Source organism: Flavobacterium reichenbachii (assembly GCF_002217435.1).
In the GTDB taxonomy this organism is placed as follows: Bacteria; Bacteroidota; Bacteroidia; order Flavobacteriales; family Flavobacteriaceae; genus Flavobacterium; species Flavobacterium reichenbachii.
Map to the genome: position 1 here is coordinate 89983 of NZ_MUHF01000001.1, position 19861 is coordinate 109843.

General features: G+C 33.8%; 22 protein-coding genes and 1 riboswitch. Of the genes, 10 read left to right on the top strand and 12 right to left on the bottom strand.

What is annotated here, in order from left to right:
- Positions 1 to 14 precede the first annotated feature (14 nt).
- The 4 genes from pnuC to B0A68_RS00375 all read left to right on the top strand — a co-directional run bounded on the left by pnuC (position 15) and on the right by B0A68_RS00375 (position 5521).
- On the top strand, positions 15 to 635 hold the full coding sequence (gene pnuC / locus B0A68_RS00360) for a nicotinamide riboside transporter PnuC (protein ID WP_035685880.1): 621 nt from the start codon (positions 15 to 17) through the stop codon (positions 633 to 635).
- Positions 599 to 2713, top strand: coding sequence for a DUF4301 family protein (locus B0A68_RS00365; RefSeq protein ID WP_035685877.1), 2115 nt, complete (start codon positions 599 to 601; stop codon positions 2711 to 2713). Before pnuC ends, B0A68_RS00365 begins: the two co-directional genes overlap by 37 nt.
- On the top strand, positions 2713 to 3117 hold the full coding sequence (arfB, locus tag B0A68_RS00370) for an alternative ribosome rescue aminoacyl-tRNA hydrolase ArfB (RefSeq protein ID WP_035685875.1): 405 nt from the start codon (positions 2713 to 2715) through the stop codon (positions 3115 to 3117). The genes B0A68_RS00365 and arfB overlap by 1 nt, the downstream gene beginning before the upstream one ends.
- A 253-nt stretch (positions 3118 to 3370) precedes the next feature.
- Positions 3371 to 5521 carry a TonB-dependent receptor gene (locus tag B0A68_RS00375; protein WP_035685872.1) on the top strand — a complete coding sequence of 717 codons (2151 nt, stop codon included), beginning with the start codon at positions 3371 to 3373 and terminating at the stop codon, positions 5519 to 5521.
- Between the two features lie 62 nt (positions 5522 to 5583).
- Here the strand turns inward: B0A68_RS00375 and B0A68_RS00380 are convergent, their stop codons facing one another.
- Positions 5584 to 6000 carry a Rieske (2Fe-2S) protein gene (locus B0A68_RS00380; protein ID WP_035685869.1) on the bottom strand — a complete coding sequence of 139 codons (417 nt, stop codon included), beginning with the start codon at positions 5998 to 6000 and terminating at the stop codon, positions 5584 to 5586.
- Between the two features lie 156 nt (positions 6001 to 6156).
- Here B0A68_RS00380 and greA point away from each other — a divergent pair, with 156 nt between their 5' ends.
- Entirely contained in the window at positions 6157 to 6633 is a 477-nt protein-coding gene (gene greA / locus B0A68_RS00385) for a transcription elongation factor GreA (RefSeq protein ID WP_035685867.1), read from the top strand.
- Between the two features lie 89 nt (positions 6634 to 6722).
- The gene (locus tag B0A68_RS00390; RefSeq protein ID WP_035685864.1) at positions 6723 to 7109 is read left to right on the top strand and encodes an HIT family protein; all 387 of its coding nucleotides are present in this window, start codon (positions 6723 to 6725) and stop codon (positions 7107 to 7109) included.
- A 41-nt stretch (positions 7110 to 7150) separates the two neighbouring features.
- Here B0A68_RS00390 and B0A68_RS00395 read toward each other — a convergent pair whose 3' ends face one another.
- On the bottom strand, positions 7151 to 8302 hold the full coding sequence (locus B0A68_RS00395; RefSeq protein ID WP_035685861.1) for a sensor histidine kinase: 1152 nt from the start codon (positions 8300 to 8302) through the stop codon (positions 7151 to 7153).
- Between the two features lie 159 nt (positions 8303 to 8461).
- Here B0A68_RS00395 and B0A68_RS00400 point away from each other — a divergent pair, with 159 nt between their 5' ends.
- The 4 genes from B0A68_RS00400 (at position 8462) to B0A68_RS00415 (ending at position 11429) form a co-directional block, all read left to right on the top strand.
- Entirely contained in the window at positions 8462 to 9337 is an 876-nt protein-coding gene (locus B0A68_RS00400) for a flavin reductase family protein (RefSeq protein ID WP_035685859.1), read from the top strand.
- A gap of 30 nt (positions 9338 to 9367) precedes the next feature.
- On the top strand, positions 9368 to 9739 hold the full coding sequence (locus B0A68_RS00405; RefSeq protein WP_035685857.1) for a DUF3127 domain-containing protein: 372 nt from the start codon (positions 9368 to 9370) through the stop codon (positions 9737 to 9739).
- A gap of 254 nt (positions 9740 to 9993) precedes the next feature.
- Entirely contained in the window at positions 9994 to 10632 is a 639-nt protein-coding gene (aat, locus tag B0A68_RS00410; RefSeq protein ID WP_035685854.1) for a leucyl/phenylalanyl-tRNA--protein transferase, read from the top strand.
- Between the two features lie 2 nt (positions 10633 to 10634).
- Complete coding sequence (locus B0A68_RS00415) at positions 10635 to 11429, top strand: MOSC domain-containing protein (RefSeq protein WP_035685851.1); 795 nt, start codon at positions 10635 to 10637, stop codon at positions 11427 to 11429.
- Here the strand turns inward: B0A68_RS00415 and B0A68_RS00420 are convergent.
- The 10 genes from B0A68_RS00420 to B0A68_RS00465 all read right to left on the bottom strand — a co-directional run bounded on the left by B0A68_RS00420 (position 11426) and on the right by B0A68_RS00465 (position 19852).
- Positions 11426 to 12136, bottom strand: a complete 711-nt coding sequence (locus B0A68_RS00420; RefSeq protein WP_035685849.1) for a HesA/MoeB/ThiF family protein — start codon at positions 12134 to 12136, stop codon at positions 11426 to 11428. The genes B0A68_RS00415 and B0A68_RS00420 overlap by 4 nt on opposite strands.
- A 66-nt stretch (positions 12137 to 12202) precedes the next feature.
- Entirely contained in the window at positions 12203 to 13351 is a 1149-nt protein-coding gene (gene thiH, locus B0A68_RS00425; RefSeq protein WP_035685847.1) for a 2-iminoacetate synthase ThiH, read from the bottom strand.
- A gap of 58 nt (positions 13352 to 13409) precedes the next feature.
- Complete coding sequence (locus tag B0A68_RS00430; protein ID WP_035685846.1) at positions 13410 to 14186, bottom strand: thiazole synthase; 777 nt, start codon at positions 14184 to 14186, stop codon at positions 13410 to 13412.
- Positions 14167 to 14805: a thiamine phosphate synthase gene (locus B0A68_RS00435; RefSeq protein ID WP_035685844.1), complete on the bottom strand. Its 639-nt coding sequence runs from the start codon at positions 14803 to 14805 to the stop codon at positions 14167 to 14169. Before B0A68_RS00435 ends, B0A68_RS00430 begins: the two co-directional genes overlap by 20 nt.
- A complete protein-coding gene (locus B0A68_RS00440; protein WP_035685842.1) occupies positions 14798 to 15550 on the bottom strand; it encodes a hydroxymethylpyrimidine/phosphomethylpyrimidine kinase in 753 nt (250 codons plus the stop codon). Before B0A68_RS00440 ends, B0A68_RS00435 begins: the two co-directional genes overlap by 8 nt.
- A complete protein-coding gene (locus tag B0A68_RS00445) occupies positions 15508 to 16119 on the bottom strand; it encodes a thiamine phosphate synthase (RefSeq protein ID WP_035685840.1) in 612 nt (203 codons plus the stop codon). Before B0A68_RS00445 ends, B0A68_RS00440 begins: the two co-directional genes overlap by 43 nt.
- A 59-nt stretch (positions 16120 to 16178) precedes the next feature.
- Positions 16179 to 18002 (bottom strand): phosphomethylpyrimidine synthase ThiC, encoded by a 1824-nt coding sequence (gene thiC / locus B0A68_RS00450; protein WP_035685838.1) that lies wholly within the window; start codon positions 18000 to 18002, stop codon positions 16179 to 16181.
- Positions 18003 to 18148: 146 nt separating this feature from the next.
- Positions 18149 to 18355 carry a sulfur carrier protein ThiS gene (gene thiS, locus B0A68_RS00455; RefSeq protein WP_035685836.1) on the bottom strand — a complete coding sequence of 69 codons (207 nt, stop codon included), beginning with the start codon at positions 18353 to 18355 and terminating at the stop codon, positions 18149 to 18151.
- A 66-nt stretch (positions 18356 to 18421) separates the two neighbouring features.
- A riboswitch (TPP riboswitch) is annotated at positions 18422 to 18519 on the bottom strand.
- Between the two features lie 89 nt (positions 18520 to 18608).
- A complete protein-coding gene (locus B0A68_RS00460; RefSeq protein WP_035685834.1) occupies positions 18609 to 19175 on the bottom strand; it encodes a DNA-3-methyladenine glycosylase I in 567 nt (188 codons plus the stop codon).
- Positions 19175 to 19852: a hypothetical protein gene (locus B0A68_RS00465; protein WP_035685830.1), complete on the bottom strand. Its 678-nt coding sequence runs from the start codon at positions 19850 to 19852 to the stop codon at positions 19175 to 19177. The genes B0A68_RS00460 and B0A68_RS00465 overlap by 1 nt, the downstream gene beginning before the upstream one ends.
- Between the last annotated feature and the right edge of the window lie 9 nt (positions 19853 to 19861).

Here is a 19861-nt window from a genome sequence, read left to right on the forward strand (position 1 = left end):
CAAAAATATCCCCAATGATCGATTTTTTTTTACATAATTATAAAGATGCTCCATTATGGCATATTCTTTTAGAATTTTTGGCTTTTGTGTGCGGGATTTTAAGTGTTTGGTTTGCTAAAAAAGAAAATATCTGGGTATATCCAACGGGTTTAATTGCAACAGTAATTTCGGTATATCTTTTATTTATTGCGGGTTACATCGGCGATATGATTATCAATGCTTATTTCTCTATTATGAGTATTTATGGCTGGTATGTATGGTCAAAAGGTGGAACTGAAGAAGATAATCTGCCTATTACGAGAACAAGTTTTAATGAAAAAATAATCGGAGTTCTGCTCTTTTTTATAACCATTTTTGTAGTTTTCGGCATTTATAAATATTTTGGAAAAGAAATCAAAGAAGATAATTATGTCGATATGATTTCATCAGGAATATTTTTTGCAGGAATGTGGTACATGGCCAGAAAAAAAATCGAAAACTGGACGCTTTGGATTATCGGTGATATTATTGTGGTACCCCTTTACGCTTACCGCGGTTTAGGGATGATGTCACTTCAGTATTTAATTTTTACAATTTTGGCTATTGCAGCTTATTTAGAATGGAGAAAAATCTTAGACAGCAAAAAACAACAATAATAAAAATTGCTTTATTTGGGCCTGAAAGCACAGGAAAAACAACTTTAGCAAAACAACTCGCGGCATATTATGAAACCGAATGGGTTCCAGAATTTGCACGCGATTATCTGCAGAAAAAATGGGAGGAAAACCAGCACGTATGTGTGGCCAATGACATGATGCCTATTGCTTACGGACAGGCTGCATTGGAAAATGAAAAACTTTCTTCGGCAAAAAAATACTTGTTCTGCGATACTAATTTGATGGTAACCAAAGTTTTTTCTGAAGTATATTATGGTTTTTGTGATCCACTTTTAAATGAAGCGGCGCTGGAACATGATTATGATTTATTCTTCCTGACGGATATTGATGTGCCTTGGGAAAAAGATGACATTAGAGATACTGCGGAAGGAAGAGAAACGGTGTTTTCTGTTTTCAAACAAACTTTAATTGATACTAGAAAACCTTTTATAACGCTTTCTGGTGACAAAGAAAGTCGTTTGGCAAAAGCCACAAAAATTATTGATGCTTTGAGCAAGGCAAAAGACAAAGGCTTTTCGTCTGAAGATTTTGTTGAAATCTATAATCACGGTATTCCTTTTGAAAATATTTTAAAGCAATTAAAAATATTCAAAAGCGGCATAGCCAAAAGTAATTTGATAAGTCCTGCTACAATTGATAACGGAATTCTAAGTTTATCAGAAGCAGATTTTGAAGAAAAAGCATTGTTTTTTGACAGTCAAAAGGAAAAATTAAAAATTAAAAAATTCGTTCCTGCTTCTGGTGCAGCAACTAGAATGTTTAAGTTTTTGAGCGCTTTTATAAATGATTTTGACATTCAGAAAGAAACTATAAATGCCTACATTAATAGAAAAAAGGATAAAGAACTTGCAATCTTTATTATTGGAATGGATAAGTTCCCGTTTTTTAATACGGTTGATAAAAAGTTAAAAGAGATTTATCCTGATTTTGAAATTTTAGAAAGAGATTATAAAAACTACTATTTCATAAAAGTTCTGCTGTCTTCTGATTATTTTAATTCGGCTAACAAACCAAAAGCAGTTCTGCCTTTTCATCAATATAAAACCCATATTGCTAACCCAATTGAAGAACACTTAAACGAATGTGTGCATTATGCTACAGCAGAAGGAAGTTCGAATTTGCATTTTACAGTGTCAGAAATTCATCAGGACTTATTTGAAAAAGCAGTTGATGAGGTTAAAGAAAAGATAGAAAAACCATCTGGAACAAAAATTAATATAAAATATTCCTATCAGAGCAAAAGTACAGATTCTATAAATGTTGATCTAAAAAATAAACTTGTAAGAGACAAAAATGGATGTTTGATTTTCAGGCCGGGAGGACACGGTGCTTTAATTGAAAATTTGAATAATCTGGATTCAGATATCATTTTTATTAAAAACATAGATAATGTAATTCAAAACCATATTGATAAAATTACCTTGTATAAAAAAGCTTTAGGCGGAATTTTAATTGCAATTCAGCAAAAAGTATTCGACTGTTTAAGAACTATCGAAAAACAAGAAATAAATGAAAACAGTCTTGCTGAAATTGTAGACTTTTTGACTCAAAAATTGAATATTAAAATGACTAAAGATTTTAATAAATTTACATTTGAGAATAAAATAGCTAAAATTAAAGATTTGTTAGACAGACCTATTAGAGTTTGCGGAATGGTTAAAAATGAAGGGGAACCAGGCGGAGGACCATTTTGGGTAATGAATAATAAGGGAGAAATTTCTCTTCAGATTGTAGAAACATCTCAGGTAGATTTAGGGAATAAAAATCAGGTTGCAATTTTAGAAGAAGCAACACATTTTAATCCTGTTGATTTAGTGTGCGGAATTAAAAACTACAAAAATGAGAAATTTGATTTGAAACAATTTGTAGATCAAAAGTCGGGTTTTATTGTAGAAAAAAGCATTGAAGGAAAATCAGTTAGAAGTTACGAATTGCCGGGATTGTGGAATGGATCAATGACAAACTGGCTGACTGTTTTTGTAGCTGTACCTTTGATTACTTTTAATCCGGTAAAAACAGTAAACGATTTATTAAAACCTGCACATCAGCCACAATAATGGATAAAGATAAAATCATATCAGAATTAGGTTTTAAAGCAGTTAGAAGCAGTGGTGCGGGCGGACAAAATGTAAACAAAGTGTCATCAAAAGTAGTTTTGACTTTTGATTTGAATGCTTCTCAGGCTTTGTCTGAAGAAGAAAAACTGCTTTTGCAAACAAACATTGGTGCTCGTTTGACCACTGAAAATATTCTTATTTTAAATTGTGACGAAGACAGAAGCCAGCTTAAAAATAAAGATATTGTTATAAAACGTTTTTTAGAAATTATTAAAAAAGGATTATTTGTTCCTAAAGTTCGTAAAGCAACCAAGATTCCGAAATCAGTAATAAAAAAACGAATCAAGGATAAAAAGAATGTTTCAGAAATAAAGCAGTCACGAAAGAAACCAAATTTAGATTAAATTCATTGTTTAGAATTTATTTTTGATTTTTGATATTGTTTTGATTTTTGAAATTTTTAACATTACATTTGCACTGTCTCAAAGGGGTGCTCTAAATAACGAGCTGAGATCATACCCAAAGAACCTGAGCAAGTAATGTTGCTAAGGGAAAAAACGACAAATTGTAGTGTATACAATGCATTTTTGTCGTGAAACACATTTTATTAATTTAACAAAAAGAATAATTCCCCCTTTTATTCGTAATCTTTTACGAATGAAAACATTTATTAAAGGTACTGAGGTACTAAGGTTCAAAGGTTCAAAGGCGAACCAAAAATCCATTTTCTTTACTCTATTTTCTATTTTCTTTACTCTATTTTCTTTTTCTCAGGAGCAAGATTCAACCAAAGTCAATCAGCTTGATGATGTTTTGGTTTCTGCAGTTCGTGTTACTTCAAAAACTCCGGTTACATTTAGTAATATGGATAAAAAGGAGATTAAATTTCGAAATCTCGGACAGGATATTCCAGTTTTAATGAATTATCTGCCATCGGTTGTTACAACATCAGATGCTGGAGGAGGAATTGGTTACACCGGAATAAGAGTTCGCGGGAGTGATGCTACAAGGGTCAATGTTACCATAAACGGAATTCCGTACAACGATGCCGAAAGTCAGGGAACTTTTTGGGTAAATATGCCCGATTTTGCTTCGTCTGTAGAAAGTCTGCAGTTACAACGCGGTGTAGGAACTTCAACCAATGGTTCTGGAGCTTTTGGAGCAAGTTTAAACATGCTTACCGATAATTATGCATCTAAGGCTAACGGAGAGGTTTCGAATTCATTTGGAAGTTTTAATTCTCATAAACACACTGTGAAATTTAGTACAGGTTTACTAAATGATCATTTTGAAATCGCCGGACGTTTGTCTACAATTAAATCAGATGGATATATTGACAGGGCAAGCTCTGATCTTAAATCGTATTTTCTTCAGGGAACTTATATTGGTAAAACTACTTTGATAAAAGCGCTGGTTTTTGGTGGAACTGAAAAAACATATCAATCCTGGAACGGAATTGATACAGAAACATTGAATGAAAACCGCAGATACAACTCTGCTGGAAAATTTACCGATGAATTTGGAAACACACGCTATTATGATAATGAAACCGATAATTACAAACAAGACCATTATCAATTGCATTGGAGCGAATCGTTTTCTGATAAATGGAGTTCAAATCTAGCATTTCATTATACGAAAGGAAAAGGTTATTACGAAAATTATAAAGAAGATGCCGATATGGCCGATTATAATTTAAGTCCTGTTGGAGCCATAGTAACAACTGATTTGGTACGACAAAAATGGTTAGACAATGATTTTTACGGAACAACTTTTTCTTTAAAATATAAAGACGAAAAACTGGATGTTATTTTTGGTGGAGGCTGGAACAAATACGAAGGTGATCATTTCGGAAAAGTAATCTGGGCGCGATATGCAAGTCAGTCAGAGCTTGGAGATCACTACTATGATGATTATTCAGCCAAAACAGACGGAAATATTTTCGCGAAAGCAAATTATCAAATAACAGAAAAATTGAGTTTCTACGGAGATTTGCAATATAGAAAAGTTACTTATAAAGCCAATAGTATTGAAACTGGTTTAGTAGACGATGATTTTAATTTCTTTAATCCAAAAGCAGGTTTAAACTTCGAAATCAATCAGAAGAACACTTTGTACTTTTCTTATGCAAGAGCGAACCGCGAACCTAACAGAACCGATTATGAAGGCGGCAATGTAAAGCCTGAAAAATTAAATGATTTTGAATTAGGCTGGAGATTCAACTCTGAGAAATTTCAATTGAATTCTAATATTTATTATATGGGGTATAAAGATCAATTGATTTTAACTGGAAGATTAGATGATGTTGGCGCTCCAATTCGTTCTAACAGCGAAAAAAGCTACCGTTTAGGTCTTGAAGTTGATGCATCGATTGCACTTTCAGAAAAATTCATATTGAGACCAAACTTTACATTAAGCAGTAATAAAAATGTTGATCTGGCTGTAGAAGGTCAAAATTACGGAACAAAAGATATCGCTTTTTCTCCATCGGTTATTGCAGGAAATATTGTGGTATACAGTCCAATTAAGAGTTTACATCTTTCATTGCTGCAAAAATTTGTTGGCGAGCAGTATATGAATAATATAGAATTGCCAGAAGCAAAACTGGCAGATTATTTTGTAAATGATTTTAATGTTTCTTATGAAATAAAACCAAACTCCGTTTTTAAATCAATTATGATAACGGGTTTGTTAAATAATTTTCTAGACAAACGTTATGTGTCAAATGGAGCGATGTACGATATTTATCCGTACTATTATCCTCAGGCAGGAATTAATTTCCTTGTCGGACTGACTTTGAAATTCTAAAAAAACTAATTTCATTAAAATAAAAAAGCCTGAAAATTTTAAACTTTCAGGCTTTTTTATTTTTAATTATAGACATGTATTACAGTTCCTGTAAGCTCTACACGATATTGTTTCATTGGGTATTCTTGACCTCCTTGTCCTGTAAATAAATTGTAAGAAGTTTTATCGCAGGAGCAAACCGCATTTATACCGTCAATTGTCATCGCCGTACATGAAGCTAAAGCCTGATTTGGACATGCAGCGTCAAAAGCATTGTATGTTCCTTCTCCGGTTTTCATCACAATTAATCCTTTAGCTCCATAATTGGAAACAAAAACAGGATTACTGATGAATTTCAGGTTGTTATATAAAGGCAGATTATAATCAAGATACGCATTAATAGAATAATTCGGAATGTTAGGGTTCTTGTTACTATTGCTGCTGTCACTACATGAAAAAAGCACAGAAATGAATACGATAAAGAGGCAGATTTTTTTCATTATTTTAATAAGAATTAGTAAAACAAAATTAAATTATTTAGATTTGAATTCTATATGATTAACATATAATTATGTACTATAAAAAAATATAGTATATTTGTGGTAAGAAAATCCCGTCGCGATGGGATTTTTTGTATTTATATAAACGATGAAGTTATGAGTAAAGTATCTTATTATACAGCAGAAGGATTAAAAAAATTAAAAGATGAATTGGAGCATTTAAAAAGTGTAATGCGTCCAAAAGCATCTCAAGATATAGCAGAAGCAAGAGATAAAGGTGATTTATCTGAAAATGCTGAATATGATGCTGCAAAAGAAGCACAAGGTTTATTAGAAATGAGAATTGCTAAACTGGAAGAAGTATATTCTAATGCCAGATTAATTGACGAATCTCAATTGGATGTGTCTAAAGCATTGGTGCTTTCTAATGTTAAAATAAAGAATCAAAGTAACGGGATGGAAATGAAATATACTCTTGTTGCAGAAAGTGAAGCCGATTTGAAAACAGGTAAAATTTCAGTTACTTCTCCTATTGGAAAAGGTTTACTTGGAAAATCAGTTGGAGAAGTTGCAGAAATTACAGTGCCAAACGGTATTTTGAAATTTGAAATTCTTGAAATTTCAAGAGACTAAAAATTTAACTGTTTAATCGATTATTTGTTTAATCTTTTAAAAGTAAAATAGTTAAATTCAAGAATCTAAGAATTCTAAAAATCTAAACAATGTCAATATTTACCAAAATAGTAAACGGAGAAATTCCATCATATAAAATTGCTGAAGACGATAATTATCTTGCTTTTTTAGATGTAAATCCAAATGCCAAAGGACATACGCTTTGTATACCAAAACAAGAAATCGATAAGATTTTTGAAATGGATGACGAATTGTATTTAGGATTGATGAAATTCTCAAAGAAAATTGCCGCTGCTTTAGAAAAAACTGTTCCATGCAAAAGAGTCGGAATGGCAGTTGTTGGACTTGAAGTTCCTCACGCACACGTGCATTTAATTCCGTTAAACGAGATGGACGAAATGCGTTTTCATAACAAAGTAAAACTTTCTAAAGAAGAATTTGAAGCTTTGGCCAAAAGCATACAGGCAAACTTATAAAAAGATCATAAAGAACAAAATAGAAAGTGCAGTAATTATTTTTACTGCACTTTTTTATTTAGTGAAATCTGAAAAGTAGTTCCTTTTCCCAGCTCAGAATTCAAAACTTTTATCTTACCATTATGATATTCTTCAACAATACGTTTTGTTAGAGAAAGTCCCAATCCCCAACCGCGTTTTTTAGTCGTAAATCCAGGTTCGAATATTGTTTTAAATTGTTTTTTAGAAATTCCTGTTCCAGAATCCTTTACATTTATTTTTACATGATGAGAATCTTGTTCTATCTGCAGCTCTAAAGTTCCTTTTCCTTTCATAGCATCAATTGCATTTTTAACCAGATTTTCTATAGTCCAGCTGTGAAGCGTAGGGTTTATCAGGGTCATGATTGGCTCTTCTGGCCCCTTATAAGAAAACGCCACTTGTTTTGAGAAACGCAGCTGTAGATATTCATAAGAATTTAATGTTTCGGCTACAATATCATGCTCACCTAAAACCGGAACAGAACCAATTTTAGAAAAACGATCTGTAATAGTCTGCAGGCGCTCAATATCTTTTTCTATTTCTATAGTAATCGATTGGTCGATATTCTCTGTTTTCAAAATTTCGACCCAGCCAATCAACGAAGACAAAGGCGTACCAATCTGATGTGCCGTTTCTTTTGCCATTCCAGCCCAAAGTTTGTTTTGGGTTGCCATTTTGGTGCTCTTATAAAAATTGTAAATTAAAGCAATACATAAAAAGATAATGAGAAGTAACGCAATCGGGTAATATTTAAGTTTATTAAGTAATGCCGAATTTCCATAATATAATGTCTGATATTTTCCTGGAGAGTATTCAAAAGTTATCGGCTCATTTTCGCCTTTCAATCTATTTAAATAAGCAGCCCTTTTTTTCTTGTTATTAAGAATTTCGTCCGGAACATTTCTGGCGCTTACCACTTTGTCATACAATATTAGTATAACAGGTATCGAAGTGTTATTGCTGAAAATCTGCAGAGGAAGTTCTACATCGGTATTTTCGTTTGCATTAACTAGTGTAATTTGTGCATTTACAAAAAGCTTCATTTTCAGGCGTTCCTCATTTTTAAAGATTTGGAAGAAGGTATAAGTATTCCAAAGAATTAGAGAAATGATAATAAAGCAAACTGAAATAATGATCCAGCGTGTTGTATTTGTTCTTTCAGAAAAAGACATAATTAGTATTTTGAGGTATAAATATAACGAAATATACACATTTAATATTTTGTAATTTGATAAAGATTTTTGTTTTTAAGTCCAAAACTATTTCCTCGGATTAAACGATTTTTCTACTTTTGTAGCTGCTGAAATGAGATTCAGTAAAAAAAGAAAAATATGATTAGCATCGATCCAAAAGAGATACCAACGGCAAAACTGCACGGATATCTGCAAAGTGCTGTAGGTCCGAGACCTATCGCGTTTGCAAGTACAATAAGTGCAAAAGGGATTCCTAATTTGTCGCCTTTCAGCTTCTTTAATGTTTTCAGTGCCAATCCGCCAATTTTGGTTTTTTCGCCTGCAAGGCGCGTACGTGATAATACGATCAAACACACTTTGATTAATGCAGAAGCAACCCGCGAAGTCGTAATAAATGTTGTCAATTACGATATGGTGCAGCAGACTTCTTTGGCAAGTACAGAATATGGAGAAGGTGTAAACGAATTTCTGAAAGCCGGATTTACACAAATTCCTTCAGATTTAGTAAAACCATACCGGGTAAAAGAATCTCCGGTGCAGTTTGAGTGCAAAATTACGCAGATTATTTCTTTAGGAACAGAAGGCGGAGCAGGAAATCTGATTCTTTGTGAAGTAGTAAAAATGCACATTAGTGAAGATATATTAGACGAAAACGGAAGTATAGATCAGCATAAAATTGATTTGGTTTCCAGATTAGGAAAAGATTGGTATTCAAGATCAAACGAAGGCCTTTTTGAAGTACCAAAACCCCTTACCACTTTAGGTGTTGGTGTAGATGTTATTCCGAATTTTATTAAAGAAAGTACTATCTTTAATGGAAATGATTTAGGAAAATTGGGTAATATAGAAGTCTTGCCTACAAAGGAAGAAGTTAGTATATTTGTGAAAGAAAATTTTTCTGTAAAAGGAGTATTAAGCTCCGATGATCAGGAAAAAATACATTTAGAAGCCAAAAAGTATCTAAATAAAGATGATATTGTGTCTGCCTGGAAAGTGCTTTTGGCAAAGAAATAAGAAAGAATAATAATTAAATTATAGACGAAGATGGAAGTTATAGGAAAAGTAAAAGTGGTTAACCCAGAGCAGCAGGTTAGTGCATCATTCAAAAAAAGAGAATTGGTTGTTACTACAGATGAGCAGTATCCACAGCACATTTTAATCGAATTTACACAAGATAAATGCGATTTATTAAGCAGCTATAAGCAAGGAGAACCGGTAAAAGTTTCTATCAATTTAAGAGGAAGAGAATGGGTTAATCCACAAGGAGAAACTAGATATTTCAATAGTATTCAAGGTTGGAGAATCGAGAGAGTAGGTAACGAAGCACCAGCACAAGGAGCTCCAATGCCTGCAGCAGAAGCTTTTGCTCCAGCAACAAATTTAAACGAAGACGAACCAGACGATTTACCGTTCTAAGAGTTTAAATCCTAAAAAGATAAATTCCAAATTCCAAATCATCATATGTATTGGAATTTGGAATTTTTTGTATAATCGCAATCTTGATCCTAAGACTAAAATTACGCTGGAAAACCAATAGAATAAAAAAATCTATATAGGTCCTCTTGTGAAGATTTTTCTCCATTGAAATAACAAGATTGAGAATAACTTAGAATTTTTAATTTCAGTTTAAATTGAAATTTGAAATTTAAAAAAAATGATTATTTTTAAGAATGCATTATCTATCAAAAGACGTGTTTTTTCCTCCGGTTTCAGAATCCGATGAAGAAGGAATTCTTGCTATTGGAGGCGATTTAAGTTCAGAACGACTAAAATTAGCTTACAATAGTGGTGTTTTTCCGTGGTTTAATGAAGGAGAACCAATCTTGTGGTGGGCGCCAGATCCTAGAATGGTTTTATTTCTGGATGAATTAGTTGTTTCCAAAAGCATGCGGAACATTTTGAATAGGAATCAGTTTAAAGTTACTTTCAATCAAGATTTTGCAGCAGTAATGTCCAACTGTCAAAAGATAAAACGTGACGGTCAAAACGGAACGTGGATTTCTAACCAAATGATTGACGCTTACTGTAAACTGCATGAAGAAGGAATTGCAAAATCAGTTGAGGTTTGGCAGGATGATGTTTTGGTTGGCGGTTTGTACGGAATTGATTTAGGCCACGTTTTTTGCGGAGAAAGTATGTTTTCTAAAGTTTCAAACGCTTCAAAAACAGCTTTTATCAGTTTGGTAAATCATCTTAAAAAAGACAATTACAAACTTTTGGACTGCCAGGTTTATAATCCGCATTTAGAAAGTTTAGGCTGTCGCGAAATTGATCGTGTTGAATTTATGTCCATTTTAAAAAGCAAATAAAAATGAGTGCACTTTATGTTGTTAAAGAAATTTATATCTATCCGATAAAAAGTCTTGCCGGAATAAGCTGTAAGTCAGCTTTGGCAGAAGAAATGGGATTCGAAAATGATAGACGCTGGATGCTTATTAATACAGAAAATCTGCATGTTACGCAAAGAGAATATCCTGTAATGAGTCAGTTTTATCCACAAATTTCTGATGGAAAGATTAGTATTTCTTTTGAAGATCATAAACATGAATTTTCTATTGACGAACATTTACCAAATAAAATTGAAACCAATGTTTGGGACGACAAAAGTGACGTTTTTGAAGTAAATGAAACAACATCAAAATGGTTTAGCGATCGATTGGGTTTTGAATGTAAACTGGTTAAAATTTTAAAAAATGGCGACAGAAAACATGAAAGTTCAAAGTCAAAAGAAATTTTCAATGTAAGTCTCGCCGACGGATATCCATATTTATTAGTTGGAACAGAAAGTCTCGATTTTTTGAATGAGAAACTAGATGAGAAAATCACCGTTAAAAGATTTCGTCCAAACATCGTTATAAGCACTAAAATTGCTCACGAAGAAGATGATTTTAAGGATTTTAGAATTGGAGAAGTTGAATTTAGAAATATAAAACCATGCGGAAGATGTATTATGGTTAACAATGATCCGCAGAAAGCGATTGTAAAAAAGGAACCTTTAAAGACATTAAGTAAATACAGAAATGTAAATAACTCAGTCTTGTTTGGGACCAATATTGTGAGTTTAAATTCGGGAACTATTCATGTAGACGATGAGGTAGTTTTTTAAAAGTTCAACTTTGTAAAATTCCAATTTAAAGTATTAATAATTATAAGTTCATTTTTGAGCGTTGGCAATTCTAAGATTAATTTAAGAGTTTCGTGCGCCATCATATTGCCTATAATTCCGGGAAGCGTTCCTAAAACACCATTCAAATTACAATTTGGGACCTCTTTCGGGTCTGGCATCTCTGGAAATAAATCACGCAGATTTTTACTTCCTTTATGGTTAAAAACAGCTGCTTGTCCTTCAAACTTTAAAATGCTTCCATAAACTAAAGTCTTTTTTAGTTTAACGCAAGTATCATTGATTAAATATCGAGTCGAAAAATTATCTGAACCATCCACAACAATATCGTATTGCTGAATAATTTGAGATGCATTTTCTGTTGTTAATTTTTCCTGAATCGCTTCAGCTTTAATCAGCGGATTTAGTTTAGAAACCACTTCTTTAGCAACAACAGCTTTGTATTGTCCGATTTCATTTTCGGTATATAAAATCTGTCTGTGAAGATTGTGAATTTCAATTGTATCAAAGTCCATAATTCCAATAAAACCAACACCAGCAGTTGCAATATATTGTAAAATTGGACAGCCCAGACCGCCCGCGCCAATTACTAAAACTCTTGCTTTTTTTAATTTTTCCTGACCTTCGTCACCAATTTCCGGAAGGATGGTTTGTCTATTATAACGTAAAAATTCTTGAATAATACCCATGATTTAAGTCTTAAAGTTTGAAAGTCGAAGGTCTGAAAGTCAAAAGTTATAAATGAAAGATTAAAGTCAAGTATGGACTTTATGATTGTGGCTTTCAAACTTTCGACTATATGCTTTATCCCAGTCTTTCCAAACAGGTTCGTAACCGGCATTTTTTATGATTTTTGAAATTTCTTCTGCCGAGCGTTCATCGCTGATTTCAAATTGTTCCAAAGATTGCGGATCCACAACATAGCCGCCCGGATTTGTTTTAGACCCGGCACTCATACTCGTAACCCCAATTGGAATAATGTTGTTTCTGAATTTTTCGTTTTCACGGGTTGAAATGGATATTTCCAAATCTTCATTCCACAAACGATAAGCGCAAATAAGCTGTGTCAGATCCTTATCATCCATAATAAAATTGGGTTCGATAATTCCTTCTGCGGGACGTAATCTCGGAAACGAAACAGAATATTTTGTCTGCCAATATTTCTTTTGAAGATAATCTAAATGCAAAGCGTTGAAGAAACTGTCGGTTCGCCAATCTTCCAAACCTAATAAAACGCCCAAACCTATTTTATGAATACCCGCAGTTCCTATTCGATCAGGCGTTTCGAGTCTATAATCAAAGTTTGATTTCTTGCCTTTGGTGTGGTATTTTTTGTAAACTTCCTGATGATACGTTTCCTGATAAACCAAAACCGAATATACTCCAGCATCATGCAAACGCTGATAATCTTCTATAGAAAGCGGCTGGACTTCTACAGAAATAATAGAAAAATCTTTTTTGATTAATTCAATTGCATTCAGGAAATAATTGATGTTTACGGTATAATTTGCTTCTCCGGTAACTAATAAAACATGATCAAAACCTGTTTTTTTTAAAGCTTCAGCTTCGAGTTTTATTTCTGCATCAGAAAGTGTTTTTCGTTTAATTTTATTGTCTAAACTAAAACCACAATACGTACAAATGTTCTGGCATTCATTACTCAAATAAAGCGGTGCATACATTTGGATTGTTTTTCCAAAGCGCTTTTTGGTGATCTCATGGCATTTTTGTGCCATTTCTTCTAAATAATTTTGAGCGACAGGAGAAATCAAAACTAAAAAATCATCAAGATTTCGTTTGGTTTTAGATAAAACTTGCTCGACATCTTTTGATGTGGTTTGGTATATTTTGGATTGAATGGAATCCCAATTGTATTGCTCAAAAATAGATTTGAATGTTTTCATTGGTTTGTATTTTATTTTTACCGCAGAGTACGCTANNTAGCGTACTCTGCGGTAAAATTTATTCGTAAAGAAAAGATGTCAAAGGACTAGAAGCCACTGCATAATTTTGTTGATTAGCAACTTTAGCTTCAAAAGCTTTTCTGCCAGCGATAACCGCTTCTCTAAAAGCCTCTGCCATTAATTTAGGATTTCCTGCAACAGCAATTGCAGTATTGACCAAAACGGCATCGGCACCAATTTCCATTGCTTTTGCAGCATCAGAAGGAGCTCCAATTCCGGCATCTACAATAACAGGAACAGTACTTTGTTCAATTATAATTTCAAGAAAATCTATGGTTTTTAAACCTTTGTTGCTTCCAATTGGCGAACCTAAAGGCATCACGGCAGCTGTTCCGGCACTTTCTAAATGCTTGCATAAAACAGGATCTGCATGAATGTAGGGTAAAACAATAAAACCAAGTTTTGCTAATTCCTCTGTCGCTTTTAAAGTTTCGATAGGATCTGGCATTAAATATTTTGGATCGGGATGAATCTCTAATTTTACCCAATTGGTTTCGAGTGCTTCGCGCGCCAATTGTGCTGCAAAAATGGCTTCTTTTGCATTTCTTGCTCCCGAAGTGTTTGGTAATAAGTTGATATTCGGATGTTTTAAGTGCGATAAAATAACATCTGTATCGGTTTCGAAATCAATGCGTTTTAATGCAACCGTAACCAATTCGCTTTCCGAAGCTAAAATCGATTCTTCCATTTCCTGATTCGAGCCAAATTTTCCTGTTCCCAAAAACAAACGGGATTTAAAAGTTTTATCTCCTATATTAAACAATAACTTTTGCATTTAATTTTTCGTTTAATTGTTGAATTAATTTTTGTTTTTCATCGCTTTCCGTGATGATTCCAGAAACGGCGATTCCATAAATTCCAGTTTCCATTAGCGGATTTACATCGCGCAAAGTGATACCGCCGATAGCATATACAGGAATGTTGATTTTATTTTTTTTTAATTTTTGAAGAATATCGAAATAGCCAGACAAACCTAAAATTGGACTTAGTTTTTCCTTTGTATTTGTAAATCGAAAAGGACCTAAACCGATATAATCACAGCCATTTTTAACATGGTTCTGAATGTCTTCAAAAGTATTGGCAGTTCCTCCAATAATTTTCGTTGTGCCTAAAACCTTTCTTGCTTCGTCTATTTTAATATCGGTTAATCCCAAATGAACACCATCAGCATCAATTTGAAGGGCGAGATTTAAATCGTCGTTTACAATAAAATTCGCCAGATATTTTTCGCATAAAGGTTTTACCGCTTCTGCTAAAGTATAAGTCTCTTTTGCAGTTTGGTTTTTGAATCGCATTTGCACCCAATTGCACCCGGCATCAAGAGCCTCATGAATATTATACAATTGCTTCTTATTGGTTTGACCTTGCGAGATGTATTGCAGTTTTTTATACATAATGATATCCTATTAAAGTTGGTGTTGAACTCAGGTAATTTTCGATATATATTTTAGCATTTTTGCACGCTTCTTCGATAGTTTGGTTAAAAGCTAAATTGGAAGCAATCGCAGACGAAAGCACACAGCCGGATCCATGTTTCTCAAAACATTTTTTTTCAGTTGGAAATATTTCTAAAATTTCATCTTTTAGAAATAAACGATCGGTTCCAATTGATTTTTCATTGTGTCCGCCTTTCAGCAGAATAGGAGTTGAAATATTAGTTTCTTTAAAAAGATTCTGCGAAATAAATCCGGGAAATAAAATTTCGATTTCATGATAATTGGGTGTAATTAAATCCAGTTTAGATAAAACCTTCTTTAAATCTAAATGATTTCCAATATTCATAAATTCAAATTTTGTTGTTGATTTTAAAACAGGATCCCAAACGATTTTTGTCGAAGGAGAAAGCAATTTTATAGTCGAAATAATTCGATCTAAATCATATAAAGAAGATGTAATCCCGATTTTAACGGCACTGATTTTATAACTTAAAAACAACGTTTCAATAGAACGAATAACAAAGCTCAAATCTGTCCATTGAATCTCATGAAACTTACTTTCCGTCTGAATTGTATTTGCTGTTGAAATAGCAAAACCATTTACTTTATGCTGCTCAAATGTTTTGATGTCAGCCAAAATTCCAGCTCCGCCCGAAGGATCTAAACCGGCGATTGTGAGTACGAAAGGGCGATCTGCTGACATAATTTAAATTGTTTTAATGGATTTTCATTCTTCCAAATACTTCCTAAAAGAGCTGCATTATCAAAACCTCTCTCAAAAACTTCCCGAATGTTTTCAGAATTAATTCCTCCTAATGCGATAACTTTTGTCTTGTAATTTGTTCTGGATTTTAATGCCTCGAATAAATCAGTTTTTGGCAGATAATTTTCTTTGGAAATACTCTTAAAAACTGGACTTAGAAACGCATAATCACAATCATTTTCTAGAGCATTAAAATCTTCAATTGAATGTGTTGATGTTGAATTATACCTACAAGGTTTTGGAAACCTTGCAGGAAAGTCATCAATATGTTTTCTTTCTTTTTCAGAAAAATGAATTCGGTTAAGACCAAAATCTTCTGCCAGATTATGATGATTATGCAAAACCAAATTAGGTCTAAATTCTAATTTTATCTGATGAACAAACTGCGCCATTTCCAACTCAGAAAAATCAGGTTTCCGAATATGGAGCAAAGGCAAACCTTCTTCAAATAAAGAATGAAGAATGTCTATTTCGTTTTCAATTGCAGAAGGATTTGTAATCACAATCATATCTTTCCTCTTGACTCTTAATTTTTTCTATACTCTTTGATTCTTGGCTCTATTTTCTTTTAGATATAAATCTCTTTCCCCTGTTCAATAAACTCTTCTGACTTCTCCTGCATTCCTTTTTCCGCGGCAGCGACATCCCTGATTTCCTGAGATATTTTCATAGAACAGAATTTCGGGCCGCACATGGAGCAGAAATGCGCGACTTTGGCACCATCAGCCGGAAGCGTTTCGTCATGAAATTCCCTCGCAGTATCTGGATCTAAAGACAAGTTAAATTGATCTTCCCATCGGAATTCAAAACGGGCTTTACTCAAAGCATTGTCGCGATATTGCGCACCCGGATGCCCTTTGGCCAAGTCTGCAGCGTGTGCCGAAATTTTATAGGTAATCACACCGTCTTTCACATCTTTTTTATTCGGTAAACCAAGATGTTCTTTAGGCGTTACATAACACAACATCGCACAACCGTACCAGCCAATCATAGCGGCACCAATTGCAGATGTAATGTGATCGTAACCAGGTGCAATATCTGTAGTTAACGGACCCAAAGTATAAAACGGAGCTTCATGGCAATGCTCTAATTGTTTGTCCATATTTTCTTTAATCATGTGCATTGGTACGTGTCCCGGGCCTTCAATAAAAACCTGAACATCATGTTTCCAGGCAATTTTGGTCAGTTCGCCTAACGTTTCTAATTCGGCAAACTGAGCAGCATCGTTGGCATCTGCAATTGAACCCGGACGTAAACCATCACCTAAAGAAAATGCCACATCATATTGTTTCATGATTTCGCAGATTTCTTCAAAATGTGTGTACAAAAAGTTTTCTTTATGATGAAATAAACACCATTTTGCCATAATCGATCCGCCACGCGAAACGATTCCAGTTACACGATCAGCGGTTAAATGAATGTAACGAAGTAAAACTCCGGCATGAATCGTAAAATATGAAACGCCTTGTTCTGCCTGTTCGATTAACGTATCACGGAAAACTTCCCAAGTTAAATCTTCAGCAACTCCTTTTACTTTTTCTAATGCTTGGTAAATAGGCACAGTTCCAATTGGAACTGGAGAATTGCGAATAATCCATTCTCTGGTTTCGTGAATGTTTTTTCCTGTAGACAAATCCATAATCGTATCGGCGCCCCAGCGACAAGCCCAAACGGCTTTTTCGACTTCTTCTTCAATACTCGAAGTCACGGCGCTGTTCCCGATATTGGCATTAATTTTTACCAAAAAGTTGCGACCAACAATCATCGGTTCGCTTTCTGGATGATTAATATTGTTTGGAATTATCGCTCTTCCGCAGGCAACTTCAGAACGAACAAATTCTGGAGTGATTTTGCTTTTTGGAGTGTTCGCACCAAAACTATGTCCACTATGCTGACATTGCATGGCTTTGGTTTGTTCGTTTAAAAGTTCGATTCTTTGGTTTTCACGAATCGCAATGTATTCCATTTCCGGGGTAATAATTCCTTGTTTGGCATAATACAATTGGGTAACGTTTGCACCTTTTTTAGCCCTTTTTGGCTGATGCAGATATTCAAAACGAAGATGATTCAGACTTTCATCTTTCAATCGACTTTGACCGTAATCTGAAGATATTTCGCTTAGAATTTCAACATCATTTCGGTTTAGAATCCAGCTTTCGCGTAAGCGTGGTAATCCTTTTCTAATATCAATTTCAATGTTTGGATCTGTGTAAGGACCAGAAGTATCGTAAACTGTTACGGGGGGATTTTTTTCGATTCCGCCGTTCGAAAGTTTGGTGTCGCTTAGATGAATCTCGCGCATCGCTACTTTTATGGGATGAATTTCGCCGTCTATATAGACTTTATGAGAATTAGGAAAGGGAGTTCTGGAAATTTGTTCTTCTGTAGTCATAGTTTTTTGTTTCAGGTTTGAAGTTTAAAGTTTCAAGTTGTTCGGATTGCGTTTATTTACAGTATTTTTCCGTAGAGGCGCACAGCAGTGCGTCTAAGCCTAGTATGCAATTGGAATTTTGAATTTAAAAATTTTTGAATTTAACTCTATCCACCTTGAGTGGCTGAAATAATCAGAATTTCGTCAGTTTCTTGTACGAGGAATTCGTTCCATTTTATTTTTGGAACAACGGTATTGTTGATGGCAACGGCGATTCCGTTTTGTTTGTTGGGAATTTCGAGATCGAGCAATGATTGAACGCTTAGCGATTCAGCATTGAATTTTTTAATTTGTTGGTTGATTTTTAGCTCCATTCCTTTTTGAATTTAGTATACAGTTATACTTTAGGAATGGCTACAGAAGCGCATAAAAATGCGCGCAGAAGTCATCTTACTTTTCCCTACGCTAGTATGAACTAGATCAGGTTCAGAGGGTAAAATCTCAGCCTACAAGTTTGTAGACACCCCTAAAGTGTGAAGCAAATATAGATAATTTTTGTTTAAAAGTTTCAGGTTTCAAGTTTCAAGTTGTGCAAAATTTAAAACTTTCACTTAAAACCGAGGTTGTTTATTGGATATTTTTCCAGCAGTTTTCCGCGTGATCATTGATCATTCCTGTGGCTTGCATGTGTGCGTAAACAACAGTGGAGCCGACAAATTTAAATCCTCTTTTTTTTAAATCTTTACTGATTTCGTCTGAAAGAGGGGTTGTGGCAGGAACATCTTTTGAGGTTTTCGGACTGTTTATTATTGGTTTTCCGTTGGTGAATTTCCAGATATAATCTGAAAAACTTCCATATTCTTCCTGAATTTTTATAAAAGCCTGGGCGTTTGAAACGGCTGCTTTTATTTTAAGTTTATTACGAATTATTCCGCTATTTTGAAGTAGTTCGTGTATTTTATCTTCAGAATAATTGGCAATTTTTTTATAATCGAAATGGTCGAATGCATTTCTGAAATTTTCTCTTTTGTTAAGAATTGTAATCCAGCTTAAACCGGCTTGAAAAGTTTCTAGAATTAAAAACTCGAATAAAGTAGGGTCGTCGTAAACGGGAACTCCCCATTCTTCGTCGTGGTATTTTTTGTATAAATCGCTGGAAGTGCACCAGCCACATCGAATAAGATCTTTTTCCATTATTTTCCGATTTGCCAACTGTATCCTTTTACGGTGGGAATATACGCTGAACTGCCAATTATTACTAAATCAGTATAAATTTTTTTATCGTATTTAATGCCAATTGCTGTTCCTGAAGTGTACAATTTATTGGCTTTGAAGGTAATTTTCATTAACCCGTCTTTGAATTTTGCATCAGAAACTTTTTCTAAAAACCAAGTCGATTTCCATTTTACCTCTATTTCATCTTCTGCAGTTTTGGTGATACTTTTAACTATCTTAACAGCTTCTTTTGGAATTTCAAAATTTTGCGTTAGTTCTTTTTGAGTAAACGTTTCCCCAATTTCACTGCTGGAAAGTATTTTTTTAAAATTATCAAATGTCATTAAGCTCTTATTCGATTGTTTTGGATCTATTAAATTGCTTTCAGCAGTCGTTTCTAAATTTTGTATTTGAGGTTTATTTTCTGTTTTTGGGTTCAACGTAAAATTGTTTTTTTTATAAGATTTTGAACCTTTTTCCAGATTTTTTACTCCTGACTTTTCTAAATAGCTTCTTTTAAATTTTTTTTCAGAAGCAGGTTTTAATTTATTGACAGAAGAAATTAGTTCCTTTTTTGGCTGTTTTTTAGCATCATTGCTACAGCTTATTAGGAAGTAAGTTATTGAAAGTAATATGATTGCGCAAATTTTTTTCATTATGTTAAG